The sequence below is a fragment of the Colwellia sp. Arc7-D genome (assembly GCF_003061515.1).
Taxonomy (GTDB): Bacteria; Pseudomonadota; Gammaproteobacteria; order Enterobacterales; family Alteromonadaceae; genus Cognaticolwellia.
Map to the genome: position 1 here is coordinate 2,297,194 of NZ_CP028924.1, position 14,386 is coordinate 2,311,579.

Annotated in this window: 11 protein-coding genes; 5 read left to right on the forward strand and 6 right to left on the reverse strand. The window is 37.1% G+C overall.

Features of this window, described 5'->3' with window-relative positions; genetic code table 11:
- The first annotated feature begins 128 nt into the window (after positions 1-128).
- On the forward strand, positions 129-1,364 hold the full coding sequence (locus DBO93_RS10045; RefSeq protein ID WP_108456226.1) for a dipeptidase: 1,236 nt from the start codon (positions 129-131) through the stop codon (positions 1,362-1,364).
- Positions 1,365-1,399: 35 nt separating this feature from the next.
- Complete coding sequence (locus tag DBO93_RS10050) at positions 1,400-3,121, forward strand: diguanylate cyclase (RefSeq protein ID WP_239058955.1); 1,722 nt, start codon at positions 1,400-1,402, stop codon at positions 3,119-3,121.
- Between the two features lie 515 nt (positions 3,122-3,636).
- On the opposite strand, the gene DBO93_RS10055 is transcribed toward DBO93_RS10050, so the two are convergent.
- From DBO93_RS10055 to DBO93_RS10070, 4 genes are all read right to left on the reverse strand, one after another.
- Complete coding sequence (locus DBO93_RS10055; RefSeq protein WP_108456228.1) at positions 3,637-4,332, reverse strand: hypothetical protein; 696 nt, start codon at positions 4,330-4,332, stop codon at positions 3,637-3,639.
- Positions 4,333-4,791: 459 nt separating this feature from the next.
- Positions 4,792-5,637, reverse strand: coding sequence for an NAD(P)-dependent oxidoreductase (locus DBO93_RS10060; protein WP_108456229.1), 846 nt, complete (start codon positions 5,635-5,637; stop codon positions 4,792-4,794).
- A gap of 635 nt (positions 5,638-6,272) precedes the next feature.
- A complete protein-coding gene (locus DBO93_RS10065; protein WP_108456230.1) occupies positions 6,273-8,228 on the reverse strand; it encodes a hypothetical protein in 1,956 nt (651 codons plus the stop codon).
- A gap of 180 nt (positions 8,229-8,408) precedes the next feature.
- A complete protein-coding gene (locus tag DBO93_RS10070; protein WP_108456231.1) occupies positions 8,409-9,308 on the reverse strand; it encodes a LysR family transcriptional regulator in 900 nt (299 codons plus the stop codon).
- A gap of 277 nt (positions 9,309-9,585) precedes the next feature.
- Here DBO93_RS10070 and DBO93_RS10075 point away from each other — a divergent pair, with 277 nt between their 5' ends.
- Together DBO93_RS10075 and DBO93_RS10080 are read left to right on the forward strand one after the other, a co-directional pair.
- On the forward strand, positions 9,586-10,263 hold the full coding sequence (locus DBO93_RS10075; protein ID WP_108456232.1) for a glutathione S-transferase family protein: 678 nt from the start codon (positions 9,586-9,588) through the stop codon (positions 10,261-10,263).
- 163 nt (positions 10,264-10,426) lie between these two features.
- Positions 10,427-11,554, forward strand: a complete 1,128-nt coding sequence (locus tag DBO93_RS10080; RefSeq protein WP_108456233.1) for a zinc-binding dehydrogenase — start codon at positions 10,427-10,429, stop codon at positions 11,552-11,554.
- A 385-nt stretch (positions 11,555-11,939) separates the two neighbouring features.
- Here DBO93_RS10080 and DBO93_RS10085 read toward each other — a convergent pair whose 3' ends face one another.
- Entirely contained in the window at positions 11,940-12,443 is a 504-nt protein-coding gene (locus DBO93_RS10085; protein WP_108456234.1) for an Lrp/AsnC family transcriptional regulator, read from the reverse strand.
- A 145-nt stretch (positions 12,444-12,588) separates the two neighbouring features.
- Here DBO93_RS10085 and DBO93_RS10090 point away from each other — a divergent pair, with 145 nt between their 5' ends.
- Positions 12,589-13,119: a peptidylprolyl isomerase gene (locus DBO93_RS10090; RefSeq protein ID WP_239058956.1), complete on the forward strand. Its 531-nt coding sequence runs from the start codon at positions 12,589-12,591 to the stop codon at positions 13,117-13,119.
- Between the two features lie 49 nt (positions 13,120-13,168).
- On the opposite strand, the gene DBO93_RS10095 is transcribed toward DBO93_RS10090, so the two are convergent.
- Positions 13,169-14,338 (reverse strand): MFS transporter, encoded by a 1,170-nt coding sequence (locus DBO93_RS10095; RefSeq protein ID WP_108456236.1) that lies wholly within the window; start codon positions 14,336-14,338, stop codon positions 13,169-13,171.
- Between the last annotated feature and the right edge of the window lie 48 nt (positions 14,339-14,386).

Below are 14,386 nucleotides of genomic sequence, written 5' to 3' on the forward strand. Positions count from 1 at the left end.
AGTTGTATTCTAACTTCTATAATAAAGTAAATTGATCACTCGACAGACTATCGAATTAGGATAATAGTCATGCCGATAATTTGAATGTTATAAAAAGTATTTTTCGATATTAAAAGGATGAATTATCAATGAATAAGCAACTATCGGTCACCATCGTTATAGCTTTGTTACTTAATACTGTAAGCACAGTGGCGAACACAACACAGCTGACAGCTAAGGAGTTGGCGAAAAAAGCCATCATTGTTGATACACACATTGATGCCCCTAGCAAGTTACTTGCTGAGTGGCGTGACCTTGGCTCCATTACACCTAATCGTGAATTTGATTACTCAAGCGCTTATTCTGGCGGCCTTAATGTTGCTTTTATGTCAATTTACACTTCAGCTAGTGATGATCAACAAGGGAAAGCAAAACAAAATGCTCATATCCAGATTGATAGTATTGAAGCGTTAATTGCACGTCATCCTGATAAATTTGGACTTTTAACTTCACCCAAGGACATCGAAACTTTAACAGCAGGTAACCGTGTATTGCTAGCACTTGGTATGGAGAATGGCGCTCCAATTGAGGATGATATCAATCAAGTTGGTAAATTTTTTAAACGCGGGATCCGTTATATTACATTAGCACACAGCGCTAGTAATCGCATTAGCGACTCCTCCTATGATCCGCAACGCCAATGGAGCGGATTAAGCCCTTTTGGTAAGAATGTTGTGAGTGAAATGAACCGTATAGGCATGATAGTAGATGTGTCGCATTTATCCGATAAAGCGGTGAAAGACGTTCTGTTATTGAGCAAAGTACCAGTAATTGCGAGTCACTCTGCTTTTAGACATTTCACTCCCGGATTTGAACGCAATATTAGTGATGAACTTGCACTGGCAATAGCGGCTAAAGGTGGGGTGATACAAATATCCTTTGGTATACCTTTTATAAATCGAAAGTCGGCAGATGATCTTCAAACTTTTTTTAAAGAGAAAGCTGCGATAACAAAACGAAACCAAGTTGCGAGTGTTTCAGGTACTGAATTAATAGATGAAAAATTGTTTGATAAAAAATGGTGGGATAAACACCCTATTCCAGTGACGCCTATAGACGCTGTGCTTAACCAATTTGACTATGCTATAAAACTTGTAGGCATTGATCATGTGGGTATTGGCTCTGACTTTGATGGCGTACAAGGAGCATTACCAGAAGGGCTAAAATCTGTTGCCGATTACCCTAATTTAGTTGCAGGACTACAAAGCCGTGGTTATAACGATGAGCAAATAACTAAGCTTCTAGGAGGAAATTTTATACGAGTTTGGACAGAGATTGAATCTGGAGCTGAAAAAGCTAGCTTTGCAAGTTCATCGGTCATGTAACCTTTGTAAACCTATCACAAAAATTAAATTAAACCGTGAATAAATCGACAAGCATTTATCAATCACTTTATAAAATATGGCTAGTGCTACTTGTCATATTTTCTAGCGTTGTGGGCGCTAAATCACTCCCTTCTAATGCTGAATTTAAACTCGTCAATTCAGAGCTGTTTATCTTTAAAGACTATGAACATTCATTAGAAATTGACCAAGTGTTAGCCCAATTTAATTTAGGTACGTTTATTAAAAATGATGAAAATCAGGTTAGCTTTGGCTTCTCTAAAAGTACAGTTTGGGCCGTATTACCCGTCACAAACACTACAGAAAATGCTGAATCATTAATACTCAAAATTGATAACGCATGGTTAGATGAATTAGACGTTTACTTTTATCAACAGAATGTTTTAAGTAAAAACGTAAAACTTGGTGATACATCATCATTTCTTTCCCGAGAACGTCAAAAGCGTATGCCGTCAGTCTCTTTTACATTTAAGCCTGGCATTACCTATATTGTCTTACGTATAAAATCTGATGATCCTATGACATTCCCTGTCTATCTTGGCGATGAACAAAGTGTTGATAAATTTGACCAACAGAATGCTTATTTTTATGGCGCTTTGTATGGCGCTTTAATCATACTATTAATATATAACTTAGCGCTGTATGCATACTCTAAAGAGTTAAGATACTGTCTTTATTCGTTCTATTTATTCTCATTTACAGCATTCAACTTTACTTATACGGGACATGGTTTCTGGTTACTTTGGCCTAGTGAGGTATTGATGCAACAATGGCTTATGCCTTTACTGATGTTTGTTTATTTGTTTTCAGGGGTTGTGTTTACCATTGAATATTTACAGGCAGAAAAATACTTACCTCGGTTGTATTCATATCGACGATTAATTTACGGAGGGTTAGCCACTATAGGTTTTATTATTGTTGTCGTTGGTAGCCGTTCATTTGCTGTGATGGCACAACTCATGATCCTAACAACCATGTCTGTCTGGATGTTAGTGATTGGTTATTACTCATTTAAAAATGGAAATAATTTAGCCAAGTTTTTTGTACCTGCGGTCTTAATAGGCACATGTGGAGCGACCATATCTAGCATGACAACGTGGGGATTGTTTCCCTATACACAATGGGCATTTAGAGGTATTGAATTAGGTATGCTTTTGGAAATGTCATTATTGTCAATGTCGTTTGGATTCAATTTTAAAATGGCATATGACGCCCGGTTATCTGCAGAGAAGTATGCCAGAATTGACCCGCTAACCAGTTTATTTAATCGCCGTGCCCTGACTGAGCTTGTATATCCTATCTGGAATCTGGGTGAACGACAAAAAACTTCGATGTCTATAATGTTATTAGATTTGGATTGGTTCAAACGTATTAATGATGAATTTGGCCATATAATGGGTGATGATGTGCTAAAGCATGTCGCTCAAACACTTAAACGTCGCTTACGACTTTCTGACATTATTCTTCGTTGGGGAGGTGAAGAGTTTCTCGTATTTCTACCTGATACTGACATTATGCAAGCAAAGTTTTTGGCAGAAGAATTAAGACGCTATTTTGATGACTGTATGGTAAGCAATATTGCCAGAGTCACAATAAGCGTTGGTGTGGCGAGTGGTTTTCCTAATGACATTAGTTTCGATGAATTGATGAAATTGGCTGATGAATCGTTATATCAAGCTAAGAAAAATGGTCGTAATCAGGTGGTTGCACTAGACAAATTATCAACTGACGAAATATGAAATAGCTTGTGTTAAATACGAATAATATTTAACCCTCTTTATATTATATAGGTAACTATTTAAGCAAGTAATAACTTCTGTCGATTTTGAGGCCCATTGCAGAATTAGGTATCACTAGATTTAAAGCTCACTTTGTGCGAATTGCGGAAGTTACGAGTGACTAAATCAATACGGCAGCTCCTAGCCAGTTGCGGACATTAAGCTTTTACAAATTGATAAGCATATTTAGGGTAATATTGGCCAAAACTTTCTACTCACTTGTGGGGCTGGTTTAAGCTGTGAGTTCAACTGATGAGTGCAAATTTCATATAGGCCAAATTTAAGCCAACTGATAACAAGTCAGTTACTTGGTAGTGCAAATACATTAGTGGTATTAACTTCATTAACGACAGGGAGATTTATTTCTACAGGAGAGTATCTTTAGTTAGTTATTTGCCCCAACGGTAGCTTCGTCATCTTCGAAGCACACGCGGTTAATGCAAAAATACAAACTATGATAATTAACTTCTTCATATTTATTTTCTCAACTTCTTTTTAGATCTTATGAGTGTTAGGAGGAGCGGGACTAAAAGATATAAGCTTGATGGTTCAGGTACTTCATTTACTTTTACTAGCATTAAACTGAAACTGGGTGATTTAGAATTAATATTGAAATTAGAAGTGGATGGATCAAAAAACGCATACTTTACTGATTCATTAACTGCTGCTCCAAACTGACCATATTTGTAATAATCATGAACATTGATATAGCCAATCCTGCTAATATAAGGGTCATAAAAAATTGAATTTGCTTGAAGCTGGTCGTCAAACAAATCATTCAAACTAGTATAACCAAATAGCTCTATAAATTTCCTTGTTGGACTATTGTTTCCCTGAAATGAATAACGCTTATAAATTTCCAGGTCACTTGGATAAGATGTGAGATTCCAATTTATACTTGAAAAAAGGTCATTGAATAGACCTTCAACCTCGTATGATGTAGCTAGTCTCCATTCACTCGTTGAATAAATCAATTCATTATTTAGAAAGCTATAAATTGATTCGTTAGTTGTTAAATCTAACCTCAACCAATCTAATGAATCACTTTTTACAATATTTGATGAATCGTCATAGCTGTAACCATTGTATGTTATAAGGCTAGCATTAACATAAAAGCATGAAGAATATAGAAGTAGTAAGAGTGCGAGTGATAAAATCCCTTTATTTTTCATGATATTTCGTTTCCGTGAAAAGGTGAATTATATCAATATTATCTGATCGGTTTTTATAAGTAAAACCTACTAAAGGATTAAGTACCATTTGTTAACGTAGATGGGTAAATACTTCAGGCTGAAGTCGATTAATGATTCGGACTATTTGAATCTAAGTATTAGTTTTAACACTAAATACTTCTCCTTTGAATGACTCTCATGGCTTAGTTGTCTGTCAGGGTAAAGGTAGATCTACGTCTTCTGAACACTTCAAACAACTGAGAGATCTATTGATGTCAATGTCCACTAACGTATCTTTGTTAACATTAAGCTAGTGACCATTAGAGACTAGCTAGCCATAAGCGGAAGTAAAGCAATCATCAATACAGTTCAGGTCATGCCATATTAGAGACATTAGCCATTACAGCTAATTGAGCATGGTGGAGCCGAAATTTTTTAGTCTCTACTACATATGGGGTATTAAGAGGAAACTCTAAAATACTTATCAACAAATAAATCGACATATAACTCATCACAATCAGGGTCGTATTTATACTGTTCAAACTCAGTATAACCACGCTCACGTAACAAAGTTTCATCAATGAAACTCTCACCAGAAACAACTTTACTCTCGCTGGTTAAAATTTCATAAGCGGCATCAGCCATAATTTTTGGTGTACGTGAAACCTTTAATAGTTCACGGCCAACAGCAAATTCTATTGCGGCGGTAGCAATCGTGGTTTGAGGCCATAGAGTATTGGACGCAATACCTTCGGCGCGTAGCTCCTCGGCTAACCCAAGCGCCAGTAATGTCATACTATATTTAGTTACAGTGTAAGGAATATATCCGCCCAACCAGTGTTTTCCCATATTAATAGGAGGAGAGAGCGTTAATATGTGTGGGTTGTCAGCCTCCTTTAAATAGGGAATGGCCATTTTTGAACAAGCTAATGTACCGCGAGTGTTGATCGAATGAATCAAGTCAAAGCGCTTCAGTTCGGTGTTTTTTACGTCAGTTAATTGAATGGCGCTGGCATTATTGACTAACACATCAATACCCCCGAAGGTATTAGCAGCCTGCTGCATAGCTTCTTCTATCTGCGCCTCGCTACGCACATCGAGTTTAATGGCCAGTGATTTACCTCCTGCATCCTCCACTTCTTTAGCGACAGAGTGAATGGTGCCAGGCAGTTTAAGGTGAGGTTCATCTGATTTGGATGCTATAACGATATTGGCACCTTCACGGGCACAACGCAGAGCAATTTCACGACCAATACCTCGACTGGAACCTGTAATGAAAATAGTTTTATTAGCTAATGTTTTCATATTTCTCTCATCTACTATATTGATAGGATGATTCATTATTAAGCTTTAGTGTAGTCACTTAACAGCTAATTGTGGATACTTTTCAGTAATATCCACTCCTTACTTTTGATTAGTTATGGCTCAATAATCATCAATTTCAACAAATTAGAACGGTTTAACTAATGAAAAACTATTACTAAGTAATCTCAGTAATATAACACGAATAATTCATTAGAAAATATATGGCAAAAAATTACACATTAATGTCAGCAATGCGCACAGAAAAGTCATAAAAACGAAATAGTAAAACTTCCGTTTTCGTATCAAAGAAGACCGTTTTGGTACTGATTTAGGGGGCAAAGGTCTCTTTTGCGGCAAAAGTTAGCGTTTCTTTGACAAGTCGAACTAACAGCTTAAAGATGTCTCTCAGTTTTAGTTAAACACTGATAATTAGCATTATTAGATAACGTCTGAGCTACTACAAGTTAGGTTATAATGACTGGCATTTTTATATAATTTTTTGGGTAAACTGATTTATTATCCCTCTAGCGGAAAATCATTTATTTTAAGCACTATTAATAGTCATTTTAAATTTTAAAATGACTAATTTAACGACTATACTCAATATTTATTGTGGAGTGAACAACTCTAAGGCGTTACTTTTTATCCATAAAAAAGTTAACTTGCGATAAGTTAGTTAAAAACTCTCGTCTTACATCTTTATTTTCAGCCAACTTATCTAAATCACCAATTAAGGTAACTAACTTGTTATGAGAGTGGCTGCTTGTAGTTTTGAATTCGGCTTGCTTTTCATCGCTTTCAACACGTTCTTTTTTACTCATGTTATGGCTATTCTCGTTTGCTTCAAGCCAAATATCATCAATTAATCGAATGTCACTTTTACTAACGGTTTGCTCTTTCATCGCCATTTGCAGCTCGTATTGATTCGTTTGCGGGTTAAACGCATGCATTTTTGTATCAACATCAACTTCGTGAGACTGTTCAAGCCCTACAAGCTCTTTATTCTTAATCGCTGTACCTACGTTATAACTTTCTTCTTTGTCGTAATAATCAGGGCGACTGTATTGATAATCAAAGTGGCTACTCACGTTTTTACTTTGCGTTACACCACTAAGATCCCCTAATTGGGTTTGCTCAGTAGCTTGGCTTAGCTCAATAGTGCTTTTAGGCTGATAGTCTCCGTTATCCAGTGCATAAGAAAATGTGGCATCAAAATCAGCGAGCTTAGAAATACCCGATCCTAATGTATTGGGGGCTTTATCAGCTAGCCCTTGGTAACGGCTATCGTTTATGATCATGTTATCGACCAAGTCTGCAACCATGGCGCGCCCATCATTAAATTGCTGATCTGCAAGTGATTCTAAATTGCTATAACGCTCAGCCGCCGACGACATACTCGCAAAAGCCCCTTTAAACAATGCAAAGCCTTGCTGCATTGCCTCGTCGCCCTTGTGACCAAATGCCGACTTTTTATCGTCCTCGGTACTATTTACTCGGCTATCTTCTAGGCTTTGATCGAGCGACGCTAAATATTGCTGTATTTGCTGTGTATCTTTACCGCCAATGGTCGACATATCTAACGCAAAATCGATTTCGTTTTGGCCACCTTCTGATTTAAACACAAGCGCTTGCTGATTTGATGCTTCATCAATGGAGTAACTTAAATCAAGATTGTTTTCGCCTGTATCTAGCGCATCATTTTGAGTTGTTGAAAACGACACATTGAAACCCGCTAGCTGCTCACTATTAAAGCCTGCTAAAAAGTCTAAGCTCATATCTGTTTGGTTCGGCACTATAATAGGACTAAATGAATTTTCACTCACTTTAAAAAACTCATCAGCCATTTCGCCAACACCATTTAGCACTTGCGAAAGTGCCTTGTGTTCTTCCTCAGATAAATCGCCATTTACTTCGTAGCTTAAACTAAAACCATCAACGGCCTCACCCGTTTTTTCATCGTAACCTTGTGACGAATTAAACGTTATATTTATTACATCACCCTCTTTGGTTTTTATTGAAAGCTCAAATAAATAGTTATCGTCATCTTCGTACTTGCTGCGATTAGTACTTTCCATGTAAGGATTGAGCGTGCGCTCAACACGTTGCTGGCTTGAAGCTAAAAATGTTTTTTGCTCATGCCCAAGCTGCCCTAAGCTGGATAAAATATCGCTAGTATTGGCATAAGCATTCTGAATATTTTTAACTGACGTATTTAAACGCTCAATTAATTGGCCGCTGCTTTCCTTTTTTAATAACCCCTCATTCTGAGAGCTTATAACTGTGCGTAAGGCAAGTTCTTCATTGGAGAGTTTATAGTTGAGCATGCTAGGCGTGCTTGAAATAGTAAATAACGAGGTAAGTTGCTGTTGTAAAATATCCCCTACTTTTTGATTACTAGCTATCGATTCACTGTTTAGCTGGTTTAATAACTCATTCGTTATTTTAGGCGCGTTAGTTTGTAAATCATTAATAGCTTGAAGGTCGCCACTGGTGCGAAGTGAAGGAGTCACTGAGGTTTGGTTTGCGTTATTAACTGATTGGGCAAGCATAGTGCTTAAATTAGCCTGACTTCCAAGTATATTATTAACCATGATTATCCTTAATCGCTAAACCCTATTAAGTAATTTATCGGTCGCTTAGTTAAAAGCTTTAGCTTAAGGACGTGTTTTTTATCTATTATTTATACAAAAACCCATTAATAAGTTATATGAGCATACAACAATTTATCCAACTTACTCTCGAGCCCCATTATTCACTAATTACCCTTCGTTTTATTCTTTTATTCTTTGTACTAAAAAGTCTACCGCCGCTTTTACTTTTGGGACTAAGTAGCGCTGTTTTTGATACAACAAATAAACCGCCATATCAGAATTTTGAGTTATCGCTAACTCATGTTCAAACTTAAGTTCTTGCAACTTTCCTGACTCAAGATATGAAGATAACGCCCATCGCGTTGACATTAAAATGCCCTCGCCGTCGCACGCTTTTTTTGCTAACCACGGTCCGTTATTTGAAATCGCTATCGCTGGCCCCGAAACATCATGCCATTGACCGTTCATATTACATAACCAAGGCGTTGGTCCTGTTGGCGTTTTAAAATAAATGCCATTATGTTCTTTTAGTTCCATTGCGTTGCTGGGTATGCCGTGTTGTTCTAAATAACTTGGCGAAGCGACAGGGATAAAGCCATTGTTCATAAGTCTTATGGCTAATACGCGTTCATTTGGCGCGTATCCACCGCGAATCGCAATATCGACATCGTCACGTCCTAATGCTGATAATTCATCACTTAAACTGATATCTAATATAATTTCCGGGTATAACTCGCTGAACTCATCTAGTAAAGGCAGTAATATTTTTTCACCAAAACCCACCATGGAACTTATAGATAAACGCCCCATGGGTGTTGTTTGATAACTTCGCACTGTTTCATTACTTTGTTCTAGTTGATTCAATATTTGTTGGACATCGTTATAATAAATTTGCCCTACTTCTGTCAGTTTAACGATTCGGGTCGAGCGCTTTAATAATGTTGCGCCAAGACTCTTTTCTAAATCAGCAACGCGCCTCGACAACGATGATGGCGGCACATTTAAAGCATTCGCTGCTTTGGTAAAACTGCCCGTTTCGACAACTTTACTGAAATAGCGTATTGCACGTAATTGATCCAACTGGCTTCTCCATTATAAATACTTTCGCTTGATTGTTGCTTTAAAAGCAATAGTGATTCGCATTTTCCCTTATATATAACCAAATTAAAACAAGTAATAATAGGTTTAGCTTAAACAATACAACTTTGCCTTAGTGGCAACGTGTTAAAAAATGAGGGTTTGATTGTGCTTTCGGGATTTAATCTCGAATTAAACAAAATTAAACAAAATTAAACAAAATTAAACGCAACTAAACACAGTTAAATACACTTTCACGTTAAAAATTGGACACTTACTTATGATAACTTTGCACGGTTTTGCCGCGAGTAACTACTACAACCTTGTGAAACATGTATTGCTATACAAAGATCTGCCTTTTAAAGAAAACCTGCTTTACGCTAGCAGTGAAGCATTACTAGCAATTAGTCCTGCGGGTAAGGTACCTGTTATCACCACTGATGAAGGCCTTGAGCTTTCAGAGTCGAGTGTTATTTGCGACTTTATCGAGGACACATATCCAGCAACTCCGCTATACCCTGAAAATGCTGGAGAGCGTGCTGTTGTGCGTCAAATTATGAAAATGGCTGAGCTATACTTTGAACTGCCAAGTAGACGACTGATACCTTATGCATTTTCAGGTACAGCAGTGCCAGAGTCGATCGCAACTGAAGTACGCCAAGTATTAAGTCGAGGCATTACAGCTCTAAGTCGCTTAAGCAAGTTTTCGCCTTGGGTGGCAGGTGAAGAATTAACTATGGCTGACATCTACCTTTATTATGTAAACACTATTGTTAGCGCTTTTGGCTCTAGTCAACTTAACTGGGATGTACTGGCTGAAGTACCCGGAATGAAAGAGTGGAACAATGCCATGAGCCAATCTGCCATCGCCCAAAAAGTGGAAGCGGATCGTCAGGCCAATATACCTGAGTTTATGCAAAAGGTGGCCGCTCAAATTAAAGCGGCAAACGCCGGATAACATCGAGTTAGCGATGAAAGTAGGCAATACCAAATAACCAAGATAAATATCCAAGACAAATCCCTAGGACAAAATATTTATTTGAATTTAATTACCAACAAAGTATCACCAATATCATAACCTTATTGGTTCAAAAATTTCATTATTTGCAGGAGCAAACAATATGACAACGTCAAATATCCAACTAACTTCAACTATCAGTGAAGACAATAAATTAACACTTGCTTTAAAAAACATCGAAATACCTCAACCTGGTGCCGATGAAGTGGTTATTCGTCTTGAAGCTGCACCATTAAATCCGTCTGACTTAGCCGTTCTTTTTAGCGCCGCAGATATGACAACAGCAAAACAGTCAGGCACTGAACAAAATCCAGAGATTACAGCAGATGTTCCAGCTAAATTTATGCCTGCGGTTAAAACACGTGTTGGTAAAGCGATCCCTGTTGGTAATGAAGGTGCAGGAACTGTTATAGCGGCAGGATCATCACCTGCGGCACAAGCACTAATGGGTAAAACTGTTGCCGTTATTGGCGGTGGTACTTATCGCCAATATATTTCTGCCAACGTGCAAAGCTGTTTACCATTAAAAGAAGGTACTACGGCGAAAGAAGGCGCTTCTTCTTTTGTGAACCCACTTACGGCATTGGCTATGGTTGAAACTATGCGTGCTGAAGGCCATAAAGCTATTATTCATGCGGCAGCAGCGTCAAATCTTGGTCAAATGCTAAACCGTATTTGTATTGCCGATGGCGTTGATTTAATCAACATCGTACGAAAAGCAGAACAAGAAACATTGTTACGTGATATGGGCGCAAAATATGTTGTTAACTCAAGTAGTGATACTTTTCTTGCTGACTTAACGGCGGCAATTATTGAAACAGGTGCCACTATCGCGTTCGATCCTATTGGTGGTGGCAAGCTAACCAGTGACATTCTTAATTGTATGGAAGTTGTTGCGTGTCGTGATATGAAAGAACATAGCGTTTATGGCTCTGACACGTACAAACAAGTGTACATTTATGGCGCATTAGATCGTGGCCCAATAACACTTAATCGTAACTTTGGTTTTGCTTGGGGTGTCAATGGCTTCTTATTATTCAATGCACTAGGTAAGTTAGGGACTAAAACGGTAATTGCTATGCGCAAACGTGTTGCAGATGAAATTACCACCACATTTGCTAGCCACTACACACATGAAGTGTCGTTGGCAGAAGTATTACAATTAAAATCGATGGCAGCTTATTCAAAGCAAGCGACAGGTGAGAAATACTTAATTACACCTCAAAAGTAATTATTTATTAACTGATTAAGTAAAAAGCAGATATTAAGTCATTAATATCTGCTTTTTTATTTGCTTGCTCTAAATAGAAAATCACAAAAATAAATTAATACTAAAGACCACTTTATTGGAAAAAGTGGCTATTTAGGCAAGTAATAAATTCAATACTTATTGTTGGGGCTAGTTTAAGCTCAAAGATGAAGGTGGTCTTATGCTTGTAAACACTAATTTTTACATAATAGTCAAAAATAAATGTATTATATTTTCTGACTTAGCTTCGAACGCCCTACTCAGAACTCCGACAAAAGGGAGATTTATCATAATATTTCAGCTTTCGCCTCTAAAGTAAAAACTTGGATCAGACATAGATAAGCAATAAACTAAAATTAGTACATTATTATTCTTCTTGTGCTTTCCATTCTAGAGTTTCAAGAGGGTAGCCACCAAACCATTTTGCAGTATCAAGAACAAAATGGCTGTTAATTTTTTCAATGCCTAAAGTATCTTGCATCATGTCATTACAAACACGATTAAAGTCTTCAATTGTTGAGCACATCATAAAGGCAATATAATCAACACCGCCATTAACTTTCATACAATCGACTACTTGAGTGTATTTTCTAATACCTTTTTCGAATATTCCACAATGTTGATAAGTATTACTTTTTAAAGAAAAGTGTGCATAAGCTTTCACATTAACACATAATTTATCAACATTAGTTACCATAGCGTATCCAATAATAAAACCTGCATCTTCAAGCGCTTTCACGCGCTGCAAACATGCACTTGGCGACAAACCTATGACGTCAGATAAGTCATTATTACTAATACGTGCATTACTTTGAAGCTCTGACAATATACGGCGATTCATTCGGTCTAACTTTATGTGTTTTTTTGCCATGCTTCCCTCTTATGAATATATCTATTCAAACTACTTTAAAATAAGCAGATTATTGTGTTTAAAGCCTTCAATACTAAATTATATTTGCTCAATACTCATCATAATGAATGTTCGCGTATCTAAAAGTACAATTACTATCGGAATTATGATGAATACTTATCCAACTGTTTTACTGAAAACACCCTTAGGTGATATCACTATCAAACTATTTTTGAAAGAAGCTCCAGTCACTGTAACTAACTTTCTAACGTATGTTGATAATCAATTATTCGATGGTAGCAGCATTTTTAGAATAGTGACTAATCATAATGCTGAACAAGCAGAGGATGCAAACGCAAAAATAAATGTTATTCAAGCAGGTTTACCACCAGGGCACCAAAATTTATTAGCGGGCATAGTGCATGAAACAACAAAAGAGACGGGTATTTCACATTTAGATGGCACTATTTCTATGGCTAGGTTTGAACCCGGTACGGCTGATGGAAGTTTCTTCTTCTGCATAAATGACCAGCCTGAACTAAATTATGGTGGAAAACGATACAACGACGGACTGGGATTCGCTGCTTTTGGACGAATTATTAAAGGTAGAGAAATTCTTGATTTAATTTATAAAAAAGCAGAAAACAAAGAATATTTAGAACATGAAGTACTTATCAACTCTATAGCTCGTTATTAAAAATAAATGATCAACTGAACTAAACCTTGTTATGTTCAGTTGATTACGCTTATTTAGCTAAATTGATAGTTTTAAATCGCGCTAAAGGCAATAAGAAAATAAAGCACAAGCCAAATAATACCGAACCCATCATGATGACTTTTGTATAGCCACTATCTTGTACTAAAGTTGAAGCTATTATTGGCCCCAAAATATAAGCAAAACCCAACACTGTTTGCGCAGCACTGATATATTTACCAGAATGATCAACATCCGAAATCGCCGCAGATATTCGCGCTGATGCAATACTCCAAAAGAAAGCAAAAACACACAAAGCAATTAAATAGCGTAGTTCTGTTAAATTACTATCTAAACCCCATAATGAAAGAGCCATGAGAATTAAAGAAATAAGCATGAGTGCTATTTTTTTACTCATATCACCAATCAGGGCAAAAAATATAGCACCGAGCAAACCGGCAACCATCGACAAAGCAAGTGCTTGCGATACAAAAGATAACGTTAAACCAACACTAGTGCCCATTAAAGACATATATGCCCATGCCCCAGAGACGCCAATATAACAAAAAAGTAAACTTATTAGAGCTAAGTTAAGTAACTTCTTCGGTGGTTCTGACTTAGGGCGAGCGGTATCTTCTTCGACATAATAATCATTACTTTTACACGGCAATAGTTTAATAACAGCCAGCGGTAGTAAATAAAACAAAGCCATACCAACAAAGACGCCTGATAATAAATAATGATCATATATAATCGGTACTAGCACTAAGCCAATCGCTTGCACTACCACCATTGCCGCCGTATAAAATCCAAACCATCGATTGGGATTCTTTGTCATGCCCAGAGCGCTGATCCCTACAGCGACAATCATTCCTTCACCTAATCCTGTGATGGCTCTCACCAAACACAGGACAAGAAAATCTTGTATTAAGGCTGAAAGTAAATTGCCGACTACTGTAATCGCTACACCTACAAATAATACGGTCCTAAAATTTAATTTTTTGATATAAACTGAAAAAACAAATGTTGCCAGTGCTAAACCGATTGAGTCTGTAGACGCTAACCAACCAATTTGCTGGTCGGTTAAAGATAAGTTGATACCAACGACTTCCAAATAGACCGGTAAAAATAATAAAACAAGATAGCCTATAGGCGCTGTAGCTAAGCCACTTAGCCCATACTTTAAATCTGAGTTACTTTTATCAAATAGGTTATACAACATTAATTACTCTCATTTTTCAGAAACCTGCAGACAAAAATTTTAATTTAG